Origin of the sequence: Bradyrhizobium japonicum USDA 6 (assembly GCF_000284375.1) — a bacterium.
GTDB classification, from domain to species: domain Bacteria; phylum Pseudomonadota; class Alphaproteobacteria; order Rhizobiales; family Xanthobacteraceae; genus Bradyrhizobium; species Bradyrhizobium japonicum.
The window spans coordinates 5,738,366-5,758,353 of sequence record NC_017249.1 but is presented as its reverse complement, the minus strand read 5'-3'; the positions used below and the strand labels follow the sequence as shown (position 1 = coordinate 5,758,353).

Below are 19,988 nucleotides of genomic sequence, written 5' to 3'. Positions count from 1 at the left end.
GGCACGCCGGCTTCGTTTGAAGAGATTCGACGTCATCGAGCGGGAGTTGGCCTTTTGCGGGGCCGCATCCCGGTTCAATTGGCCTCGACCGTGCTACTTGGCTTCGATCGTGCTCATGTGCCGCAGCCACTCGACGAGATAGAGCGACACGGACGAGAGCGTGAAGATCGTGACGAGGCCCATCAGGATCATATCATAGGGCGCCGGTTTGAAGCCGAAGGCGAGGGAGGCCAGCACCAGCGCCGCATAGGCGACCTGGGCGGCGGTGTTGAGCTTCGACACCTTCGACGGCTTCATCTCGACCGGCTTGTCGAACAGCCAGGACACGATCACGGCGGCGACGATCATGATGTCGCGCGAGACCACCAGGATCACGATCCAACGGGGAATGTCGCCCCAGATACCGAGCGACAGGTAGATCGAGACCAGCAGGGCCTTGTCGGCGAGCGGATCGAGCAGGGCGCCGAGCTCGCTGGTCATGTTGAATCGCTTGGCCAGGAACCCGTCCACGGCGTCGCTGATGCCAGCGATCAGGAAGACGGCGAACGCCACCTCCATTTGGCTCGACACGATGGCCCAGACGATGATCGGGACCAGCATGATGCGGCCCAAGGTAATGATATTCGGAATACTCACGCGGCGCTTCCCGGCACCCGGCCTGACCTCGAATCCGGCCCGTTTGAAGGCTGAACCGGTTGATATCTACATAGTATAGGGCGGGGCGCCACGCTTGCCATTGCGCGTCCCCGGAATTCGACGTAACCAGCCGCAAACCCACTGGAAATCGGGCATGACCGACCGCAAAAACGGCCTCACTTACGCCGATTCAGGCGTTGATATCGACGCGGGCAACCGCCTGGTCGATCTGATCAAGCCGATGGTGCGCGCCACCGCGCGGCCCGGCGCCGACGCCGAGATCGGCGGCTTCGGCGGCCTGTTCGACCTCAAGGCGGCCGGTTTCAAGGACCCCGTCCTGGTCGCCGCGACCGACGGCGTCGGCACCAAGGTCAAGATCGCGATCGAGACCGGCCTGCATGGCGGGATCGGCATCGACCTCGTCGCCATGAGCGTCAACGACCTCGTGGTGCAGGGCGCCGAGCCGTTGTTCTTCCTCGACTATTTCGCCTGCGGCAAGCTCGACCCGGAGGCCACCGCCGCGATCGTCGCCGGTGTCGCCGAAGGCTGCCGCGAATCCGGCTGCGCCCTGATCGGGGGCGAGACTGCCGAGATGCCCGGCCTCTACAAGGACGGCGACTACGACCTCGGCGGTTTTGCCGTCGGCGCCGCGGAGCGCGGTACCTTGTTGCCGCGCAAGGACATCGCCGCAGGCGATGCCGTGATCGGCCTAGCCTCGTCCGGCGTGCACTCCAACGGCTTCTCGCTGGTGCGCAAGATCGTCGAGCAGTCCGGCCTCAGCTTCGAGGCGCCGGCCCCGTTCGCGCCGGTCATGACGCTCGGCGGCGCGCTGCTGACGCCGACGCGGCTCTACGTCAAATCCTGCCTGCGTGCGATCCGCGAGACCGGTGCGGTGAAGGGGCTCGCCCACATCACCGGCGGCGGCTTTACCGACAACATTCCGCGCGTGCTGCCAAATCATCTCGGCGTCGGCATCGATCTGGCGCGCCTGCCGGTGCTGCCGGTGTTCAAATGGCTGGCTGCCCAAGCTGGCATCGCCGAGCTCGAGATGCTGCGCACCTTCAACTGCGGCATCGGCATGATCGTGATCGTCGAGCCGGACAAGGTCGATCAGGTCGCGCAGGTCTTCAGCGATGCCGGTGAGACGGTGGCGCAGCTCGGTACCGTGATTCCGGCCGAGGGCGAGCACCGCGTCGTCTATAACGGCCACCTTGACCTGGCACTGTGATGACTGGCGCTGTGATGAAGCGCCGCGTCGCGATCCTGATCTCCGGCCGCGGCTCCAACATGTCCGCGCTGATCAGGGCCGCTGCTGCGGCGGAGTTTCCGGCGGAAATCTCGCTCGTCATCTCGAACAAGGCCGATGCGGTGGGCCTCGAACGGGCCAAGGCAAGCGGCGTCAACACGCTGGTGATCGAGAGCAAGCCGTTCGGCAAGGACCGCGCCGGCTTCGAAAAGCTGCTGCAGGCCGCGCTGGACCAGCACGGCATCGAGCTGATCTGTCTCGGCGGCTTCATGCGTTTGTTCACGGCCGAGTTCACCAAGGCCTGGTACGGGCGGATGCTCAACATCCATCCCTCGCTGCTGCCGTCGTTCCCTGGTTTGGACCCGCATGGTCAGGCTTTGCGGGCCGGCGTCAAACTGTCTGGCGCGACAGTGCACTTCGTCATCCCCGAGACCGATGCCGGCCCGATCGTGATGCAAGGCGCGGTTCCCGTCAGCGACCACGACACGGGCGCTACGCTGTCGGAGCGCATCCTCGAAGTCGAACACCGCATCTATCCGGAGGCGCTACGGCTGCTTGCGACCGGCAAGGTCCGGATCGAGGGCGATGTGTGCAAGACGGCGGGTAGCGGGCCCTCGGAGAATTTCCTGGTGTCGCCGGTGGTGCGCTGAAGCGCCGTCGCACCGTGTTTCGTCTTCCCAAACAAAATCCCCCGGCAGAGCCGGGGGCATCGTCATGATCTCTCGCGCGAAGCTTTGAGAGAAATCAGGAGACCTTGAGGTTCTCCGCGGATGCTTTGCCGCGGTTCTCCACGAGGTCGTATTCAACCACCTGGTTCTCATTAAGGGTCGAGAGTCCGGCGCGCTCGACGGCCGAGATATGGACGAACACGTCCTTATCGCTGCCGTTCGGCTTGATGAACCCATAGCCCTTGGTCGGGTTGAACCATTTGACGGTGCCCTTTTGCGGCATCGCTCATCTCCTCCACTAGATAGAAAAAAGACGCGGCCGCAGTTTCGCGTGCCACGCCACAAACGGGCTTCCGGTAGTCTGTTCGAGTCTCAATGTCGCGAAACGCACAGCCGAGCGGCCAATTCCGATTGTGTCCAATATTGCAACATGAAATTCGCGCGTTAGCAAGCGGTGCACGGCTTTCAAGATCGCGGCGGGTGTCGCTGTCTGCTATTTGCGACCTGTGGCAAGAGAACCACAATCGAGGCAATAGCCCCGCTCCAGCGCGCCAACCGGTTGACCCTGCGTGGCAGTTCGGCACAAATCGCCGCAGGCGCGCGCCGTTCGTGTTGCATTTTTGCGCTCCGCCACTTTGCTTCGGGATTGGTCGTCATGCGCTGCGCCCTGCAGCTCTCCGGGACACGGCAGACAGTCGGGCTGGGCCGTGTGCGCCGGATCGCGGCTGCGCTCGTCATGGCGCTTGTACTGGTCGTGATGATGTCGGCGACATCATCCTTCGCGCAGAGTCCGACGCCCACGCCGACCCCGACCCCGACACCCACGCCGTCACCGACCCCCATGCCGACCGCGACCAATTACGATTTGTCAGCCGGCAACAGCGCGCTCAATCTTGGCTCCAATTTCCTGGAGCGGCTCGGCAACCAGGCCTCCGGCGGCGTCAACCGTGCATCGCGCACCAATCCCGGTGGGGCGGCGCCTCGGCGACCACGGAGGATCCGCGCTACCGCACCTGGTTCGAAGGCTACGGCATCTCGGTCCGGACCGATGCGCAAGGCGATTTCGTCGGCGACAAGCGCAAGACCATTGGCGGCGTTGCCGGCTTCGGCGCGCGGGTCGCGCCGGGCGTCAATCTCGGCTTCTCCGTCGACCAGAGTCATACCGACATCGACGTGCCGCTGGCGCTGCAGTCGGCGACGCTCGACCTGACGCAAATCGGTTTCAACGGCTCGGTCGACAAGGGGCCGTGGACCTGGGCGTTCGCGGTGGTGCACGGTTTCGGCAAGGTCCGTTCCAGCAGGGACACCGGCGTTGGTCTTGCGACCGCGGGTTATCGTGCCGCGATCGACGGTGGCCTGACCGAGATCAGCTACTACTGGACCAAGGACCAGATGCGCATCGTGCCAAAGGGCGCGCTCGAATATGTGCGCGCCACCAGCGCTGCGTTCCAGGAGGCCGGAGGGCTCGATCCATTGGACGTCGGCTCCACGGCACTCTCACGCGCACGCGTGATGATCGGCGCGGAGATCGGGCGCTACTTCATCTACGACCAGAAGGTCCTGGACCTGTCGGCCTATGGCAAGTTCGTCGACAATTTCTACCAGAACCTGGGATCGGTGCAGGTCAGCCTGGGAACCCAGAGCATCGTCGTTCCCGGCATCGGGGAGGGCCGTTACGGCATGGATGCCGGCGCCTCGGCCTCGCTCAGCCTCACCAGCGTCGCGCGGCTCTACATCAACTATGACGGCAAGTTCCGCAACGAGCTGACGTCGCACCAGGGCACGGTCGGCTTCGAATACAGATGGTGAGCGCGAAGTGCCACCTTCGCCTAAGTCGGCGTTGCCGCGACATAGCCCGTTAGCCCAAAACCCTCGCGCGCGGCCGTCATCATCGGCACCAGCGCGCTCGGATGGATGAACTCGTCGCGGAAGCAGGGATGGGTCTTGGCATCGAAGATCTTCTTCAGCCAGTCGACCACGATCTTGTGGCGCTCGGAGTCGCGGAATTCCTTGTGATAGGTGAGCCAGAGATCGGCGTGGTGGCTGACGCCCAGATCGACGGCAACAAGCGGTGCGCCGAGCGCGATCGACACGGTCGGCAGGAAGCCGATGCCGGCGCCGCGCTCCACCGCATAGAGCACGCCGACCGAGGAGTTGGTCTTGATCCCGACGATGCCTTCGAGCGACTTCAGTCCAAGCACGCGCGCGTAGGCGCCGTCGTCGACCTGCGGCGCGCTCTGCTTGATGATGCGATGGTTCTTCAGCTCGGCGAGGGACGCCGGCACGCCGTAGAGGTTCTCGTATTCCCTGGAGACGAAGGGATAGATGTGCAGGCGGCCGAGCTTGGCGACGATCAGGTCGGGATTGGTCGGCGGCTCGAGCTGGATCGCGATGTCGGATTCAAGCCGGGCGACGTCGGCCTGCTCCATCGCGCAGCGCAGATCGACGGTGATCTTGCGATAGGTCTTCTGGAAATCGATCAGCCGCGGCAGGATCCAGAAATTGCCGGGGCCTTCCGTCACCGCGACGCGCACGGTGCCTGACGTGTCGTTCGACGATCGCGAGGCACGCCGGAAGACGTTGAAGGCATGACGCTCCATATGCGCGACGTCGGCGATCATCGCAGTGCCTTCATCGCTGAGCGTCAGTCCGCTCTGGTCGCGCAGGAACAGCTTGCAGTCGATGCTCTCTTCGAGCCGGTCGATCCTGCGCATCAGCGTGGTGGAGGTGAGGCCGAGTTCTTCGGCCGCGTTGCGGAAACTTTTATATTTTGCGCAAGCTAAAAAGAGTTTCAAATCGTCCCAGGACGCGTCCAGGGCTTCTTCACGGTGCTGCATCAAAGCAGCACCCCGGTGCAATAACTGCTGCATACGCCAGATCCCCAACCGCTAAGCTCGTCGTCATAGCGGGGCACTAAATCCTCGAACGATAGAGGGGTGACATGAGTATGGAAAGGGGCTCCTTTGCCGCAAGGCATGATTTCGATGCTTTGCCGCTCAGTCCGGACGTCGATGTCCGATGTGCGCAATCTTCCGAAATTGCTGCGCTTTCCGAAATGGCGCACCGGCTGGTGCCGGGTGTGCAGATCGGAACGGCAGAGCTTGCGCGATATTTCACGTTCGATCCTCAGAGCATCCTGACGTTCAGTCGCAAGGGCAATCTGGTCGGCGGCATGGCCTTCTTGTTCCTCAACGACCGCGGACATGACGCGCTGCTGCTCGACGAGATCTGCCTGACCGCACCCGAGACGCGCTATCTCGCTTCCGCGAAGGAAGAGGTTGCCGCGATCTACATCTGGGCGATCGCGGCGACGGGCCGAGGTATCGCTGGTCTGGGCAAGGCCGCTGCTCATCTGCGTCAAGTAAGGTTTCGTGGCGCGGATTGCTATGCGCAGCCGTCAACCGTGGCCGGACGCGACATCATGAAGGCGACGGGATTTGACCCCGTTCCGAGCTTCCAGCCCGATCTCTGGTGTTACGAGCGGCCCTGGCATCGGCAGCCGATGCGGATGCCGGGCGCGATCATCCAAACAAGGAGTTTTGCAGATGCACGGCACTAGGATTCCCCTCGCCAAACCCGACTCCCGCGCCATCACCATTCGCCTCGCGCGCGATCCCAACGACCTCATGTTGGTCACCGCCATTCGCTCGGCGGTCTATCTCGCCGAGCAGGATTGTCCGTTCGACGAGGAGTTCGACGGCAATGACATGGTCGCAGCGCACTTCATCGGCTACGTCGGCAACGAGCCTGCGGGTTGCCTGCGGGTACGCTTCTTCGGGGATTTCGCCAAGGTGGAGCGGCTCGCGGTGCGTCACCAATATCGGCGCTCGCGCGTCTCGTTCAAGCTGGTCCAGGCGAGCGTCGACTACGTGAAGCGCAAGGGCTTTCGCAAGATCTACGGCCAGGCGCAGGACCGACTGGTCGATTTCTGGGCTCATTTCGGCGCCAAGCCGCTCGGTCACAACCGCAAGATCACCTTCTCGGATTTCTCCTATACGGAGATGCTGCTGGAGATCGAGCCGGGGCCGGACGCCATTACGCTGGACAGCGATCCCTATGTGATCATCCGTCCCGAGGGCGATTGGGACCGGCCGGGCGTGCTCGACGCATCGGCGGGGCGGGCGGTGACTTCGCCGCTACGGGACCTCGCACTCGCCGACCACTGAAATTGGTGCAGCTCTGCGCAAGACAATGCTGGCTTCCATTACAGATGATCCGCCGATCCTGGTCTGTGCGGATCTCCAGGTCGAATATCTGACCCCCGGGCGTCGCCATGTCATCCTCGACGGCGAAGCCGCCACTGTGCGCTGCCTGGAGCTCCTGACACTGTGGCGCACCAATCTCTGGCCGGTGATGCATCTGAAGCGCATCGCGCAGGCGGCCTGGTTCAATCCGGCATCCAGGCTGACCGATTGGGTCGCGGAGGCGAAGCCGCGGCCGGGTGAAATGACGTTCGAGCACCCGCTGCCGTCGGCCTACAGCTCTTCGCGGTTCGTGGACTACATGTCCAATATCCGCAATGTGCGCTGCATTCTGGTCGGCTTTTCCCTGGACGAAACCATCCTGGCCACCGCCGTCGACGGGTTTCACCGCAGCCACCGTTACCAGATCGTCACTGACGCCGTGGCCTGCCGGCAGCCGGGCACCGGCGATGCCGCCGCCTACAAACAGTCGGTGGTGAATGTGATCGGGAATTTTGCTACAGTCCATGCCAGCGCCGAACTGATCAGAACCAGCGGCGCCATCGCGGTCTAGGCGACCGTGGTCGGCGGATGGATGGGGTGGGACATTGTCACGGGGGGACGAGCTCAAGGAGCTGGCGAGCGATTTGTCGCGTGCCGTGGAGATGGCGCGCCGCGTCGGCTTGCCCACGACCGTCTATCTGCTCTCGATGGCGCTGGTGGAGGTGAAGGAAGCCGCTCGCGCTGCCGCCGAAGAGGATGACGACGGCGCGGCGTAGAGTTTCGGGCCTGCGGCGAAGGCGTTTCTCTCAGGATCGGCCGATGGCGCGCATCAGGATGTCGGATGCGTCATCAGCGCTGTCGCCTGCGTAGGCAACGAATTGATCGGGCCGCACCAGGATCAGCCGCGCCTCGTATTTCTCGCGGCCGCCCGATGCGGTGTCCCTGATCACCGTCAGCGGGATGCCAAGCCGCGCGGCGGCTTGCTCGAGAGCTGTAGCCCCGCCGCCGTCCGTCAGATCGATCAAGGTGAAGCCGTCGCCTAATTCCTCGAACACGTTTTTGCCTGACGACAGAGGTTGCGGCGTGAGATGATGACCTGCGCGCGCCGGATAGGCGTGTGAGCCGATCGCACTGCAGACAGCGCCGGCCGGACCAAAGACGATTGGTGACCCCTCGTAATTCGGCTCGAACGCGTTGACCTCGGCGCGCGCGCCGGAGTGCCGCTCGTGCCAGGCGGCCTCGAAATCCGCCCGATCGCGCGCCGGATCGTGGCGGCGAAGAAAATCGCGGTCGCGGAAGATCGGCGTCTCGATGAAATCGCGCGCGGTGGATGCAAACACCGGACGCCGCTCGGCATCGTAGCTGTCGAGCAGACCGGCTGGCGCCCAGCCTTGCAGAGTCGCGGCAAGCTTCCACGCCAGATTTGCGGCGTCCTCGAAGCCGGTGTTGATGCCATAGCCGCCATAAGGCGGATGGCTGTGCGCGGCATCTCCGGCGACGAAGACGCGGCCTGCGCGGTAGCTGTCCGCGACCGTGAAGCGAAGATCCCAGAATCCGATGTGCTCGAACTCGATGTCGAATTGTGCGCCGGCGGCATCGTGCAGCAAGCGTCGGAAATCGAAATTGTCGGCGGTGGTGTCCGCGGGAACGGGGGCATGGAAGAACCAGGTGCTGCCGAGATCGACCCGGCCGAAGAACTTCCAATAGCCCTCGAGGTCCGGATGCAGCACGCTGTAGAACGACTTGCCTGGAAAGGCCTCGAGCAGTCGATGCAATTCGACAGAGCGAAACACCAGCAGCACCATCAGCCGGTCATGGTCGGAGCGGGTCTGGGTGATGCCGGCGCGTTCGCGCACGATCGATCGGCTGCCATCGCAGCCGATCACGTAGTCGGCGCGAAGGCTCTCTGTCATCCCGTCGCGACTTTCGATGTCGAGGCTCACGCCCTCGGCGTCGGGCCGGACATCCCGGCAGGTCCAGCCGTATCGCAGGTCAACGGACGGAAGCTGTGCCGCCCGTTGCCGCAACACGGCTTCGGTCGCGTATTGCGGCAGGCGTTCGTTGTCGGTGAAATAGAAGGGGCGGACGAGCTCGCGCTGCAGCCAGTTGTAATTGTAGCCGCTCAGCAGCGTCCCGTAGCTGGTCATTCCGCCAATGCCGTAGTCGGGAGGAATGGTGCGGGCCGCGCGCAACGCTGCCTCCGCGCCCCAGAAATGGAAATGCTCCATCGTCCGCTGTGTGAGGTTCTGTCCCTTGGGGATCGGCTGCGGCTGTTCGTGGCGTTCCACGACGATGGTCTTGATGCCGCGCTGGCCAAGGCCGATCGCCAGACCCATCCCGACCGGTCCGCCGCCGACGATCACGACGGGCGCGTCGCTGTCCACTGAAGCCTGCCTCACATCGCTTCCCCACGATTGTCATCGCGCGACGCGCGATCGCTCGTCCTCATGAGACGTCGCAGGGATATCGTCAAGTAAAATCTCACATAGTGAGATTATGGTGTGATGTCGTCTGTCGCGGCCTCGGAGATCTGCCGGGCCGCTTCGCGGACCTCAGCGCTGATGCGATCGATCAACTCGCCCTTGGCATGTGGTCCGGCGATCGTGATGCAGAGGCTCGCGATCGGGTAGCCCGCATCGAGGATCGGCGCGGCGATCCCGACCGCGCCCGGTGTCACTTCGCCAAAGGCAACCGCGACGCCGGCGCGCCGCACGCGTTTCAGCGCTGCCAGGATTTCGTCGGAAGTGTCGCCGACGCCGACGCTGCGCAGATCGGCGGCATAGCGCGTCACCAGTGGCATCACGCGCTGCTTGGGCAGAAAGGCCATGATCGAGCGCGCGATTGCGCCGCGTCCCATCGCCATCGGTCGGCCGCGCGGATAGCTGCTCACGGGATTCACGACGGAAGCGATTGAAGCCACGCACAGCATCTTTTCGCCATACCAGCGCACGACCAGGGCCGTACAGGGGTGCGCGGCCGACAGCCGCTCCAGATGCGGGGTGGCTGCTGCGATCAGCGGATCCGAACGGCGGCTGAGATAGTCCATCTCCACCACGCGCGGGCCAAGCGCGAACCGGCCGCCGCGCGTCGGCATCACGAAGCCGCTGTCCTTCAAGCTCTTCAGATAGCGATACAGCGTCGGCCTCGTGTAGCCGAGCTCCTTCATCAGCTCTTCGGGCGACCATTGCGGCCGTGCCTCGGTGAAGAGATCGAGCACGGCAAGAACCCGATCCTGACTGTTTGCTTTGACCAAGTGAGATTCGATCCAGCTTCGCGTATTCGCCGTGATACCCGCATTCGCGCCGGCCGCAAAACGGCCGCACGGCAGCGGCTTGCCTTCGTAATAATCTCACTATAAGAGATTTTAAGAAGAATGATAGTGCAAGAGCTGCCGGGGAGGGGTTGGGCATGGCCGTCACAGCTACGGACAAGATCGTGTCGGGCACGGTCGACGTTCCCGCCTATGTCGATCGTCAACCGGTCGGCGCCTTTCAGATCCGGGTTCTGCTCGTCTGCGCCGCAGTGCTGTTCATCGACGGCTTCGACACCCAGGCGATCGGTTATGTCGCTCCTGCAGTCGCGCAGGAATGGAAGCTGGCGCGGGCAGCCTCGGTCCGGTGTTCAGCGCGGGGCTTCTGGGTCTCATGATCGGCGCCCTGATCTTCGGTCCGATGGCCGACAGGATCGGTCGCCGCCGCATCATCCTTGCAAGCACGCTGGTGTTCGGCATCGGGACGCTGCTCACCGTGCTCGCGGTGGATACGACCTGGCTGATCGCGTTGCGCGTTCTGACCGGTCTTGGTCTCGGCGGTGCGATGCCCAATGCGATTGCGCTGACCTCCGAATTCAGCCCGCATCGCCGCCGCGCCACCATGGTCATGATCATGTTCGCAGGCTTTTCGATCGGTGCGGCCCTGGGCGGGCTGCTGGCAGCCGCCATGATCCCGGCTTTCGGCTGGCGCTCGGTGTTCCTCGTCGGCGGCGTCGTGCCGCTGCTGCTTCTGGCCTTCCTCTTCAAGGCGTTGCCGGAGTCGATCCGGTTCCTGGCGATGATGGGCGGCCGCGACCGCGAGGTGGCGAACCTCCTGCAAAAGCTAGCCCCGGGAGTATCCTTCGCCGGCAATGCCAAATTCGTGGTCCAGGAGCCCAAATTGTCGGGATTGCCCGTCGCGCATTTGTTCGCCGAGGGGCGCGCATCGGTGACGGTTCTGCTCTGGGTCGTGTTCTTCATGAGCCTGCTCGACCTGTATCTGCTGTCGAATTGGCTACCCACCGTGCTGAACGATCTCGGCGTGTCAGTCTCGGGCGCGGCCGCGATTGGTGCGATGCTCCAGGTTGGCGGCGTGGTCGGCACGTTCACGCTCGGCCAGTTCATCGACCGCTTCTCGTTTCGCGCGCTGTCGCTGACTTATCTCGTGGCGGCGGTCGCGGTTGCGGGCGTCGGCATGGCCAGCCATTCGATCGTCCTGATCACGATCGCGATCTTCGCGTCGGGATTTTGCATCGTCGGGGGACAGATCGCCTCGAACGCGCTGACGGCGACTTTCTATCCGACGGCGATCAGGTCGACCGGCGTGGGCTGGGCGCTGGGCATTGGCCGCATCGGCTCGATCGTGGGGCCTTTGATCGGCGGCGTGATGCTGGCCCGCGACATGGGACCGCAGCCGCTGTTTGGCGCTGCGGCCGTCCCGGCATTGATCGCTGCGGCGGCGGCCTTCGTGCTGGCACGGCGAGGCTAGCCGAGGCGATATATCCTGTGCCGAAGTGCCAGCGCTGCTTTCCTGCAACGCTCGTGTGCGCTTGTTGCCAACGAAATGACGTTGCAAGTTGCGGCCTGCCGCAATAGCCAAGATGTCGACGTTTTCTTTGGACAAGCTCGTCGTTTGGACAGGTCTGCGTCATGACCTCCAATGACGCACCGTTGAGGAATCCCGCAATGTCCATGCTGCCCAATTCGCAAGAGGCCCGGGATGTGGCCTACCAGCTCCATTCCTATACCAACGCGCGCGCGCATCAGCAGGCCGGTCCGCTGGTGATCGAGCGCGGCGAGGGCCCTTACGTGTTCGACGCGTCGGGCAAGCGCTATTTCGAGGCCATGGCCGGCCTGTGGAGCGTCGGGCTCGGCTTCAACGAGAAGCGGCTGGTCGAGGCGGCGCACAAGCAGATGTTGGCGCTGCCGTTCTACCATACGTTCTCCGCCAAATCGCACGGGCCCTCGATCGACCTCGCCGAGAAGCTGGTGGCGCTCGCGCCGGTGCCGATGAGCAAGGTGTTCTTCACCAATTCCGGCTCGGAGGCGAACGACACCGTCCTCAAGCTGATCGCCTATCGCTCCAATTCGCTTGGCCAGCCGCAGCGCAAGAAGATCATCAGCCGGATGCGCGCCTATCACGGCGTCACCATTGCCTCGGCAAGCCTCACCGGCCTGCCGAACAACCACCGCTCGTTCGACCTGCCGTTACCCAACATCCTGCACACGGGCTCGCCGCATTTCTACAAGGACGGCGCGCCCGGTGAGAGCGAGGAGGCGTTCGCGACGCGCCGGGCCGAGGAGCTCGACGCGCTGATCCAGAAGGAGGGACCGGATACGATCGCGGCCTTCTTCGGCGAGCCGGTGATGGGCGCGGGCGGCGTCGTCGTGCCGCCGGCGACCTATTGGGAAAAGATCCAGGCCGTCCTGAAGAAGTACGACATCCTGCTGGTCGCAGATGAGGTCATCTGCGGCTTCGGACGCACCGGCAAGATGTTCGGCTGCGAGACCTACGGCATCAAGCCGGACGTGATGGTGGTTTCCAAGCAGATCACCTCGAGCTATTTCCCGCTGTCGGCGATCATCCTGAACGATCGCATGTTCGAGCCGATCGCGGACGAGAGCAACAAGATCGGCGTGCTCGGCCATGGTTTCACCGCGGGCGGCCATCCCGTCGGCTCGGCCATCGCGCTGGAGAATCTCAAGATCATCGAGGAGCGCGGCCTGGTCGCGCACGCCGCCGAGCTCGGCGGCTACATGCAGGGCAAGCTGCGCGAGCTCACCAGCCATCCGCTGGTCGGCGAGGTCCGCGGCGTCGGCATGATCGCGGCGATCGAGCTCGTGCTCGACAAGGGACGCAAGACGGCCGCCAGCACACCCGGCGCCGTCGGCGGCATCGCCAGCCGCATGCTCCAGGAGCGCGGCGTGATCTCGCGCAACATGCTGGATGCCATCGCCATCTGCCCGCCGCTGATCGTCACCAAGGCTCAGATCGACGAGCTGATCGCGGCGATCACGGGCGTGCTGAACGACATGAAGCCGGAAGTGGCGAAGCTAACGCCGGCGTAAGCTCTCTCTTCGTCATTGCGATGACGATCTGGAAGCAGCTAGCCCAAATCCAACACCGTCCCCCTGAGGTGCTCGCCTCTTCGGCGAGCCTCGAAGGGCGACGGCCCGGTGCTCTCGGAGCGGCAGCAGCGGGGCTGCTTATCCTTCGAGGCTCGGCGCGCGATGCTTCGCACCGCACGTCTCGCACCTCAATGACGGCTTAGCCAATTACGCCCGCTGAACCCCGATCACGCGACCCTTCTCGATCGCGAGAGCCAGCTCGCCGCGCTTGAGTTTCAAGGCGGCATCGCCGAACAGCTCGCGGCGCCAGCCGCGCAGGGCGGGGACGTCGGCCTCGTCGTCGGCTGCGATCTCTTCGAGATCGTCGACGGTGGCGATCACCTTGCTGGCGACCGCGTGGCGCTCCGCGGTCATGCGCAGCAGGACCTTCAACAGCTCGACGATGGCGGCGCCATTGTTGTTGTTGCGCGGCTTCTCCAGCTTCGGCAGCGTTGCAAAGTCCCGCGCCAGCCCGCGGTCGACCGCGGCGACGATGTCCGCGCCCCATTTGGATTTCTCGAACCCCTTCGGCACCGAGCGCAGATGGGCGAGCTTCTCCAGCGTGTTCGGCGCGTGGGTCGCGATGTCGCTGATGGCTTCATCGCGCAGCACGCGGCCGCGCGGCACGTCGCGGCTCTGCGCTTCCTGCTCGCGCCAGGCCGCGACTTCCATCAGGACCGCGAGGTCCTTGGGCTTGCGGACCCGCGTCTTCAGCCGTTCCCAGGCGCGCTCGGGGTGGAAGTCGTAAGTGCGGGGCGAGGTCAAAACCTCCATCTCGATGGAGACCCACTCGCTGCGGCGCCGCTTCTTGAGGTCGGCATCGAGCGCGGCGAACACGTCGCGCAGGTGCGTGACGTCGGACACCGCGTAGTGCATCTGCTCTTTCGTCAGCGGCCGGCGCGACCAGTCGGTGAAGCGGTGGGTCTTGTCCGGGCGGTGGCCGGTGACCTTCTCGACCAGCGCGTCATAGGCGATGCTGTCGCCATAGCCGAGCACCATGGCCGCGACCTGGGTGTCGAACACCGGGTGCGGGATGATGCTGGCCTGGTGCCAGATGATCTCGATGTCCTGGCGGGCGGCATGGAATACCTTCAGCACGCCCTCGTTGCCCATCAGGTCGAAGAACGGCTTGAGGTCGATGCCCTCGGCCAGGGTGTCGATCACCACGGCTTCCTCGGCGCTCGCCATCTGCACCACGCACAGCAGCGGGTAGTAGGTGGTCTCGCGTAGGAACTCGGTATCGACTGTGATGACAGGGTGCTTGGCCAGCCGGCTGCAGGCAGCCGCGAGGTCAGCGGTGGTGGTAATCAAATCCATGAACGGCCCATGACACGTACATCAGCCCGTTCTGCCGAAAGCGCTGTGATGTCAAGGGGCTCTAAGCGAATTCGAGCCTTGCATCGGGCCGAAATCGCCTCTTTCCGACGAAATTCCTATTCGTAACGGATCCGGTGCGAGGATTTGCGAGCGCAGGGCAGCGCCACCACCACCACGCACATGGCGACCAGCGCCAGCCCCAGGAACTCGAAAACCAACAGATCCACGGCGAAATCTCCAGAAACATTGATAGATTTGTCGGGGGTACGTTGAGGGTCTGTTAATGCTCGTGGTTACCGGCCGCACGGCAAGCCGGATGGTGGACAAGGGGTTAACGGGGCTAGGCTCGACCATCACCCCATGAGCTTCGGCAAGGCGGCCGCGAGCGCGTCGACAGCGGCACGGACTTTGGGCGGAATCCGGGGCGAACGGGGCCACAGCGCGTGGCATTCGTAGAGGAATTCGGGCTGGCCATCGAAGAGGCCGACCAGCGCGCCACTGTTGAGACGCTCGCGGACCAGCCAATAAGGCAGCCAGGCGAGACCCATGCCTTGCGCGGCGGCGTCTGCGATTGCCTCCATATCGTCGAGCCTCAGCCTGCCCGAAGGCATGATTTCGCGTGGCGGCTGGTCGGCTTGCGGAAACAGCCACGGCCGGACGCGTCCAGAGCGGCGATAGATGATCGCCTGATGCAGGGCGAGATCGTCGAGCGATTTCGGTTTGCCGTTGGCGCGCAGATAGGACCGCGCGCCGCACACCACCATGCGCTGGCTTGCGATGCGCCGCGTGATCAGACCGGACTGGTCGTCGAGATCGCCGGTCCGGATCGCAAGATCGTAGCCGGCCTCGATGATGTCAGCGATGGGATCGCCGAAGGAGAGGTCGAGCTCGAGATGCGGATATTTTCGCGCGAGCTTCATCAGCAAGGGCGCGATGCAGTGTCGGCCCAGCAGGGCAGGCATGGTCACGCGCAGCCTGCCGCGCGGCGCGGCGCGTTCATCGGCCGCGACGGCGTCGGCGGCTTCCGCCTCGCTGAGTACCGCGCGGCAGCGCTCGTAATAGGCCTGGCCAGCTTCGGTCAGGCTCTGGCGCCGCGTGGTGCGGTTGAGGAGGCGGACGCCGAGGCGTTCTTCGAGGAAGCGCACATGCTTGCCGACCATCGGCCCCGACATCTCCAGGGCGTCGGCCGCGGCTGCGAACGAGCCGAGATCGACGGCCCGGACGAATACGGCCATGCTGGTCAGGCGGTCCATAATTGAAAACTTCTGGTTTCGACTGTTCGCGTATTCGGGCCATTTATCCATTCCGGTGGGATCGGCATAGCTCCATTCAGTTCAACTGTTTTGGAGTGCATCCATGACCCGCGTCGTTCGCTTTCACCGGCATGGCGGTCCCGAAGTGCTGTGTATCGAGACCATCGACGTTCCACCGCCGGGAACGGGCGAGGTTCAGATCCGGATCAGGGCGCTCGGTCTCAACCGTGCGGAGGCGCTGCTGCGGACGGGCAGCTATATCGAGACCGCGACATTTCCGTCCGGCCTTGGCCTGGAGGCGGCAGGTATCGTCGAGGCCGTCGGCGAAGGCGTGGCCGGCTTTGCGCCGGGCGATGCGGTCAGCATTGTGCCGCCGCTGTCGATGGTGCGATGGCCGGCCTATGCCGAACTTGCCACCTTTCCGGACGAACTCGTCGTGAAGCATCCGCCCGAGCTTGGCTTCGAGGCGGCGGCTGCGGTGTGGATGCAGTATCTGACGGCCTACGGCGCGCTGGTCGACATCGCTGGAGTTGGGCGAGGGGATGTCGTCGCCATCACGGCGGCATCGAGCAGCGTCGGGCTTGCGGCCGTCCAGATCGCGAACCGGATCGGCGCTGTCCCGGTCGCCCTGACGCGGACCTCGGCCAAGCGGCGCGCCTTGCGTGATGCCGGCGCCCCGCACGTGATCGCCTCGGACGAGGAGGACATCGGAGCCCGGCTCGCGGAGATCGCCGGCGCGAGCGGCGTCCGCGTGGTGTTTGACGCCGTCGGCGGTCCCGCATTCGAGCCGCTGACTGCGGCGATGTCACCGGGCGGTATCCTAATCGAGTATGGCGGGCTGAGCCCCGCGCCGACGCCGTTCCCGCTCTTCAACGTGTTGACCAAGTGCCTGACGCTGCGCGGCTACCTCGTGCACGAGATCATCCGCGATCCCGCGCGCCTTGCGAAAGCAAAGGCGTTCATCCTCGACGGGCTGTCGGACGGCAGCTTGAAGCCGGTGATCGCCAGAACGTTCCCGTTCGAGGAGATCGTCGAGGCGCATCGTTTCCTGGAGTCGAACAATCAGTTCGGCAAGATCGTGGTGACGATCTAACCGCGCGGCGCGTAGCCTACGTCGCGGCGATCAGCCCCCCTCGAATATTCTCTTGCGGGCATTTTCGACATGCGTGCGCATGGCGCGGCGGGCGCCGTCCTCGTCTTGTGCCTCGATGGCCTCGAACACGCGCCGATGCTCCTGCTGCCCCCTGAGAATGCGACCGCGCGGCTGAATGAGCGACAGGTTGCGGTTGAGATTGACGCCAATGGCGATCTGCTCCCTCAACGACGTCAGCGTCTCGACAAAGAACCGGTTGCCGCTCGCCTCCGCAATCGTGCGGTGGAAGAGGAGATCTTCCTCGACACCGAGGCCACCCTCGCGCCCCTGGGCGACCATCGTATCCAGCCTGGTCAGGACCTGCTGAATGCGGCGCAGGCTTTGCCTGTCCCGGTTGCGTGCGGCGAGGGCGGCGGCATCGCCCTCGACGGCCATCCGGAACACGAAGCAGCGCTGGATGTCGGGGATGCTACTGATGGGCGCGAAGTCGAAGGCATTGGCGGCCGGGCGCCGCGTCACGAACCAGCCCGCACCCTGGCGTGATGCGATCAGGCCGTCGTCGCGCAATCGCGTTAGCGCCTCGCGAACGACGGGCCGTGAAACGCCGAGGAGTTCGGCAAGGCCATTCTCGGGCGGTAGCCGGCAGTTCACGGGAAGGATGCCGATCGCGATCTGACCGAGCACATGGTCGTAGATCCGGTCGCTTAATCGTCCCGTTGAGGACGAGAGCTGCAACTCCGCGGATTTCATCGCAGGCTTTTTCAAGTCCGGCTCCGCCCGGTTTTGCGTTCGGCTTCCAAACAAGTTTTTGACATTTCAGTTCGTGCATAAGGCGCTGCGGTCGGCAGTTTGAAACAGCTGCAGAACAGACCGCTTGACAACCAGCGAAGATTTCGTCGATGCTTGCCTTACAAATAAATAACAAGTTGCGCAAAAAATAAAGCGCTTGGGAGGCGAGAATGAAAACGAGGTCAGCAACCCCATTGGTCGCGGCCCTGGTGGGGGCGTGTCTTTGCAGCGGAGCCCTGGCCGCTCCGATCAGTCTTTCGATCATCGATACCGGCGGTGACCTGGCTTCGGTGCAGACCATCATCGAGAACTACAAGAAGGCGAATCCGGACAAGGTCAGCGAGATCAAGATCCAGCGCGCACCCGCGCCGGAGCTTCCGGCCAAAATCAAGGCGCAGCAGGATGCCGGACGCCTCGATATCAATCTGGTGCTGACCGGGCAGGATGGCGGCGCGCTGCTCGCCCAGAACGGCCAGCTCATCGCCATCCCCGATTATCAGAAGACCTTTCCGCGCGATGGTCTCACCGACGCGGGCAAGGCGCTTTACGACGAGGGCAAAGGCGTCCTCATTCCGTCAGTCGGCAATGCCGGTGGACCGGTGCTGATCTACAATCCGGCGAAGGTGCCGAGCCCGCCGAAGACCGCGCAGGAATTGCTGACCTGGGTGAAGGCGAACCCGGGCAAGTTCATGTATGCACGTCCGGCGAACAGCGGGCCGGGCCGCGCGATCCTCCAGGGCTTTGCCTTCATTCTCGGGGATTCAAAGCCGCTCGACCCCGAAAAGGGCTGGGACAAGAGCTGGGATTTCCTCAAAGAGCTCGGCAAGTCCGTCGAGTATTATCCGACCGGTACCGCGATCACGTTGAAGGAGTTCGCGCAGGGGCAGCGCTGGATGATCGCCGGGATCATGGAATGGGACATGAAGCCTCGCGCGCAGAGCGTGATCCCGCCGGACTCGAAGATCGCAATCTTGGAGAACACCACGTTCGTGGTGGACGGTCACTATTGGTGCATCCCGAAGGGCGTGCCGCAGGAACAGGTCGATGTCATCGTCGACCTCATGAAGTTCATGTGGAGGCCGGAGCAGCAGGCGCTCACCTGGAAGGCCTTCATCGGCCCAGTCGTGAAGGCTGCGGCCCTGGCATCGGCGCCCAAGGACATCCAGGACGAGGTGAAGGAGTTCTGGCGTCCTGAATATGATCAGATCGGGACCAAATGGAAGGTATCGCCTCCGCTGGGCGTGACCGAGCTGAGCTACGCGATGGAACGGTGGGACCGTGAGGTCGGCGCCGATCAGGTCAAGAAATAACAACAACCGGGACCAAGACGCGAGGGCGCGCAGGTGCGGCCCTCGCGCGCGTATGCGGGGCGGGGAATGGCCGACTCTATCGATAAGCTGCAGATGTCGATCACCAAGCGTTATGGCGGCAAGGTGGTGCTCGACCAATTTCCGCTGGAAATCGTCGGCCGCGAGTTCGTCACCTTCCTGGGGCCGAGCGGCTGCGGAAAGTCCACGGCGCTCGGCATCATCGCGGGCCTGGTGCCGCCGAGCGATGGCGAGATCCATCTCAACGGACGACGGATTGACGATGTCGCGCCCGAAAAGCGCGGGTTCGGCATGGTGTTCCAGAACTACGCGCTGTTTCCGCATCTGACTGTGTTCGGCAACGTCGCCTTCGGCCTCTCTCTCCAGAAGCGGCCGTCGGCGGAAATCGAGCAGCGCGTGCGGGACATGCTCGGTCTGGTGCGTCTTGCCGGTTATGAAGACCGCTATCCCGGTCAGCTCTCGGGCGGACAGCAGCAGCGTGTCGCCATTGCGCGGGCTCTTGTGCTGCACCCTCGGTTGATGCTGTTCGACGAGCCGTTGTCCAACCTCGACGCAAAGCTCCGCGTCGAGATGCGCGCCGAGATCAAGCAGCTGCACGCACAGCTCGGCCTGACCTCCATCTACGTCACCCACGACCAGGCTGAAGCTCTCTCGCTCTCCGACCGCATCGTCGTGCTGCGTGAAGGTGTGCTCATGCAAGTAGGGACGCCGCAGGAAATCCACGACCGTCCCAAGAACGTCTTCGTGGCGGATTTCATGGGCTTTCGAAACTTCCTCGATGTGACACTCGGCAAGGAAGCGGGCGGTATGATCGAAGCCGGCTTCAAGGGGCAAATCTTGCAGGCCAGGGCCAGGGATAGCTTCCACCCGGGCGAGCACGCCGTTCTGGCCATCCGGCCGGAAGATGTGCGTCTCGGCCAGTCTGGTGATGGCGTCAATGTGCTGCGCGGCAAGGTCGAGCTGGTCGAGTATCTCGGACGCGAGCAGGAGGCCGAGATCGCGCTCGATGGCGGCGCAAGGCTCTGGGTCCGCTCGCACGAGAAGATCGTATTGGGCGAGATGCTGGATCTGACCTTGCCGGCGGACAAATTCGTCCTGCTGCGTCGCGAGTGAGGG

At 64.0% G+C, this 19,988-nt stretch carries 20 protein-coding genes and 1 pseudogene; 13 read left to right on the top strand and 8 right to left on the bottom strand.

Annotation, left to right across the window (positions count from 1 at the left end):
- Positions 1–93: 93 nt before the first annotated feature.
- Positions 94–636, bottom strand: coding sequence for a CDP-alcohol phosphatidyltransferase family protein (locus tag BJ6T_RS27320; RefSeq protein WP_014495762.1), 543 nt, complete (start codon positions 634–636; stop codon positions 94–96).
- Between the two features lie 154 nt (positions 637–790).
- Between BJ6T_RS27320 and purM the strand changes: the two genes are divergently transcribed.
- Positions 791–1,864 (top strand): phosphoribosylformylglycinamidine cyclo-ligase, encoded by a 1,074-nt coding sequence (gene purM / locus BJ6T_RS27315; protein ID WP_014495761.1) that lies wholly within the window; start codon positions 791–793, stop codon positions 1,862–1,864.
- A gap of 14 nt (positions 1,865–1,878) precedes the next feature.
- Positions 1,879–2,532: a phosphoribosylglycinamide formyltransferase gene (gene purN, locus BJ6T_RS27310; RefSeq protein WP_014495760.1), complete on the top strand. Its 654-nt coding sequence runs from the start codon at positions 1,879–1,881 to the stop codon at positions 2,530–2,532.
- A gap of 94 nt (positions 2,533–2,626) precedes the next feature.
- On the opposite strand, the gene BJ6T_RS27305 is transcribed toward purN, so the two are convergent.
- Positions 2,627–2,833 carry a cold-shock protein gene (locus BJ6T_RS27305; RefSeq protein WP_007591938.1) on the bottom strand — a complete coding sequence of 69 codons (207 nt, stop codon included), beginning with the start codon at positions 2,831–2,833 and terminating at the stop codon, positions 2,627–2,629.
- Between the two features lie 372 nt (positions 2,834–3,205).
- Here BJ6T_RS27305 and BJ6T_RS27300 point away from each other — a divergent pair.
- Positions 3,206–4,359, top strand: a pseudogene (locus tag BJ6T_RS27300) (autotransporter outer membrane beta-barrel domain-containing protein).
- A 20-nt stretch (positions 4,360–4,379) separates the two neighbouring features.
- Here BJ6T_RS27300 and BJ6T_RS27295 read toward each other — a convergent pair.
- Entirely contained in the window at positions 4,380–5,420 is a 1,041-nt protein-coding gene (locus BJ6T_RS27295; protein WP_028157527.1) for a LysR family transcriptional regulator, read from the bottom strand.
- 71 nt (positions 5,421–5,491) lie between these two features.
- Here BJ6T_RS27295 and BJ6T_RS27290 point away from each other — a divergent pair, with 71 nt between their 5' ends.
- Genes BJ6T_RS27290 through BJ6T_RS47485 form a run of 4 tightly spaced genes read left to right on the top strand, consistent with a single transcriptional unit; the run spans position 5,492 to position 7,510 of the window.
- Complete coding sequence (locus tag BJ6T_RS27290) at positions 5,492–6,109, top strand: hypothetical protein (RefSeq protein WP_014495757.1); 618 nt, start codon at positions 5,492–5,494, stop codon at positions 6,107–6,109.
- Entirely contained in the window at positions 6,096–6,716 is a 621-nt protein-coding gene (locus BJ6T_RS27285; protein ID WP_014495756.1) for a GNAT family N-acetyltransferase, read from the top strand. The genes BJ6T_RS27290 and BJ6T_RS27285 overlap by 14 nt, the downstream gene beginning before the upstream one ends.
- 25 nt (positions 6,717–6,741) lie before the next feature.
- Positions 6,742–7,305 carry an isochorismatase family protein gene (locus BJ6T_RS27280; RefSeq protein WP_014495755.1) on the top strand — a complete coding sequence of 188 codons (564 nt, stop codon included), beginning with the start codon at positions 6,742–6,744 and terminating at the stop codon, positions 7,303–7,305.
- Positions 7,306–7,339: 34 nt separating this feature from the next.
- Complete coding sequence (locus BJ6T_RS47485) at positions 7,340–7,510, top strand: hypothetical protein (RefSeq protein ID WP_014495754.1); 171 nt, start codon at positions 7,340–7,342, stop codon at positions 7,508–7,510.
- A 30-nt stretch (positions 7,511–7,540) separates the two neighbouring features.
- On the opposite strand, the gene BJ6T_RS27275 is transcribed toward BJ6T_RS47485, so the two are convergent.
- The gene (locus tag BJ6T_RS27275) at positions 7,541–9,118 is read right to left on the bottom strand and encodes an FAD-dependent monooxygenase (RefSeq protein ID WP_014495753.1); all 1,578 of its coding nucleotides are present in this window, start codon (positions 9,116–9,118) and stop codon (positions 7,541–7,543) included.
- 110 nt (positions 9,119–9,228) lie between these two features.
- A complete protein-coding gene (locus BJ6T_RS27270) occupies positions 9,229–9,987 on the bottom strand; it encodes an IclR family transcriptional regulator (RefSeq protein WP_014495752.1) in 759 nt (252 codons plus the stop codon).
- Positions 9,988–10,142: 155 nt separating this feature from the next.
- Between BJ6T_RS27270 and BJ6T_RS48595 the strand changes: the two genes are divergently transcribed.
- The 3 genes from BJ6T_RS48595 (at position 10,143) to BJ6T_RS27260 (ending at position 13,053) form a co-directional block, all read left to right on the top strand.
- The gene (locus BJ6T_RS48595) at positions 10,143–10,382 is read left to right on the top strand and encodes a hypothetical protein (RefSeq protein WP_014495751.1); all 240 of its coding nucleotides are present in this window, start codon (positions 10,143–10,145) and stop codon (positions 10,380–10,382) included.
- Positions 10,322–11,473, top strand: coding sequence for an MFS transporter (locus BJ6T_RS27265; RefSeq protein ID WP_225894877.1), 1,152 nt, complete (start codon positions 10,322–10,324; stop codon positions 11,471–11,473). The genes BJ6T_RS48595 and BJ6T_RS27265 overlap by 61 nt, the downstream gene beginning before the upstream one ends.
- A 197-nt stretch (positions 11,474–11,670) precedes the next feature.
- Positions 11,671–13,053 carry an aspartate aminotransferase family protein gene (locus tag BJ6T_RS27260; RefSeq protein WP_014495749.1) on the top strand — a complete coding sequence of 461 codons (1,383 nt, stop codon included), beginning with the start codon at positions 11,671–11,673 and terminating at the stop codon, positions 13,051–13,053.
- A gap of 207 nt (positions 13,054–13,260) precedes the next feature.
- Here the strand turns inward: BJ6T_RS27260 and rnd are convergent, their stop codons facing one another.
- Together rnd and BJ6T_RS27250 are read right to left on the bottom strand one after the other, a co-directional pair.
- Complete coding sequence (gene rnd, locus BJ6T_RS27255) at positions 13,261–14,409, bottom strand: ribonuclease D (RefSeq protein ID WP_014495748.1); 1,149 nt, start codon at positions 14,407–14,409, stop codon at positions 13,261–13,263.
- A gap of 353 nt (positions 14,410–14,762) precedes the next feature.
- Entirely contained in the window at positions 14,763–15,662 is a 900-nt protein-coding gene (locus BJ6T_RS27250; RefSeq protein WP_014495747.1) for a LysR family transcriptional regulator, read from the bottom strand.
- Between the two features lie 103 nt (positions 15,663–15,765).
- On the opposite strand from BJ6T_RS27250, the gene BJ6T_RS27245 reads away from it, so the two are divergent.
- Complete coding sequence (locus BJ6T_RS27245; protein WP_014495746.1) at positions 15,766–16,755, top strand: zinc-dependent alcohol dehydrogenase family protein; 990 nt, start codon at positions 15,766–15,768, stop codon at positions 16,753–16,755.
- A gap of 30 nt (positions 16,756–16,785) precedes the next feature.
- Here BJ6T_RS27245 and BJ6T_RS27240 read toward each other — a convergent pair whose 3' ends face one another.
- Positions 16,786–17,505 carry a FadR/GntR family transcriptional regulator gene (locus tag BJ6T_RS27240; RefSeq protein ID WP_014495745.1) on the bottom strand — a complete coding sequence of 240 codons (720 nt, stop codon included), beginning with the start codon at positions 17,503–17,505 and terminating at the stop codon, positions 16,786–16,788.
- 209 nt (positions 17,506–17,714) lie between these two features.
- On the opposite strand from BJ6T_RS27240, the gene BJ6T_RS27235 reads away from it, so the two are divergent.
- Entirely contained in the window at positions 17,715–18,854 is a 1,140-nt protein-coding gene (locus BJ6T_RS27235; protein ID WP_014495744.1) for an ABC transporter substrate-binding protein, read from the top strand.
- 66 nt (positions 18,855–18,920) lie between these two features.
- Entirely contained in the window at positions 18,921–19,985 is a 1,065-nt protein-coding gene (locus BJ6T_RS27230; protein ID WP_014495743.1) for an ABC transporter ATP-binding protein, read from the top strand.
- Positions 19,986–19,988: the final 3 nt, after the last annotated feature.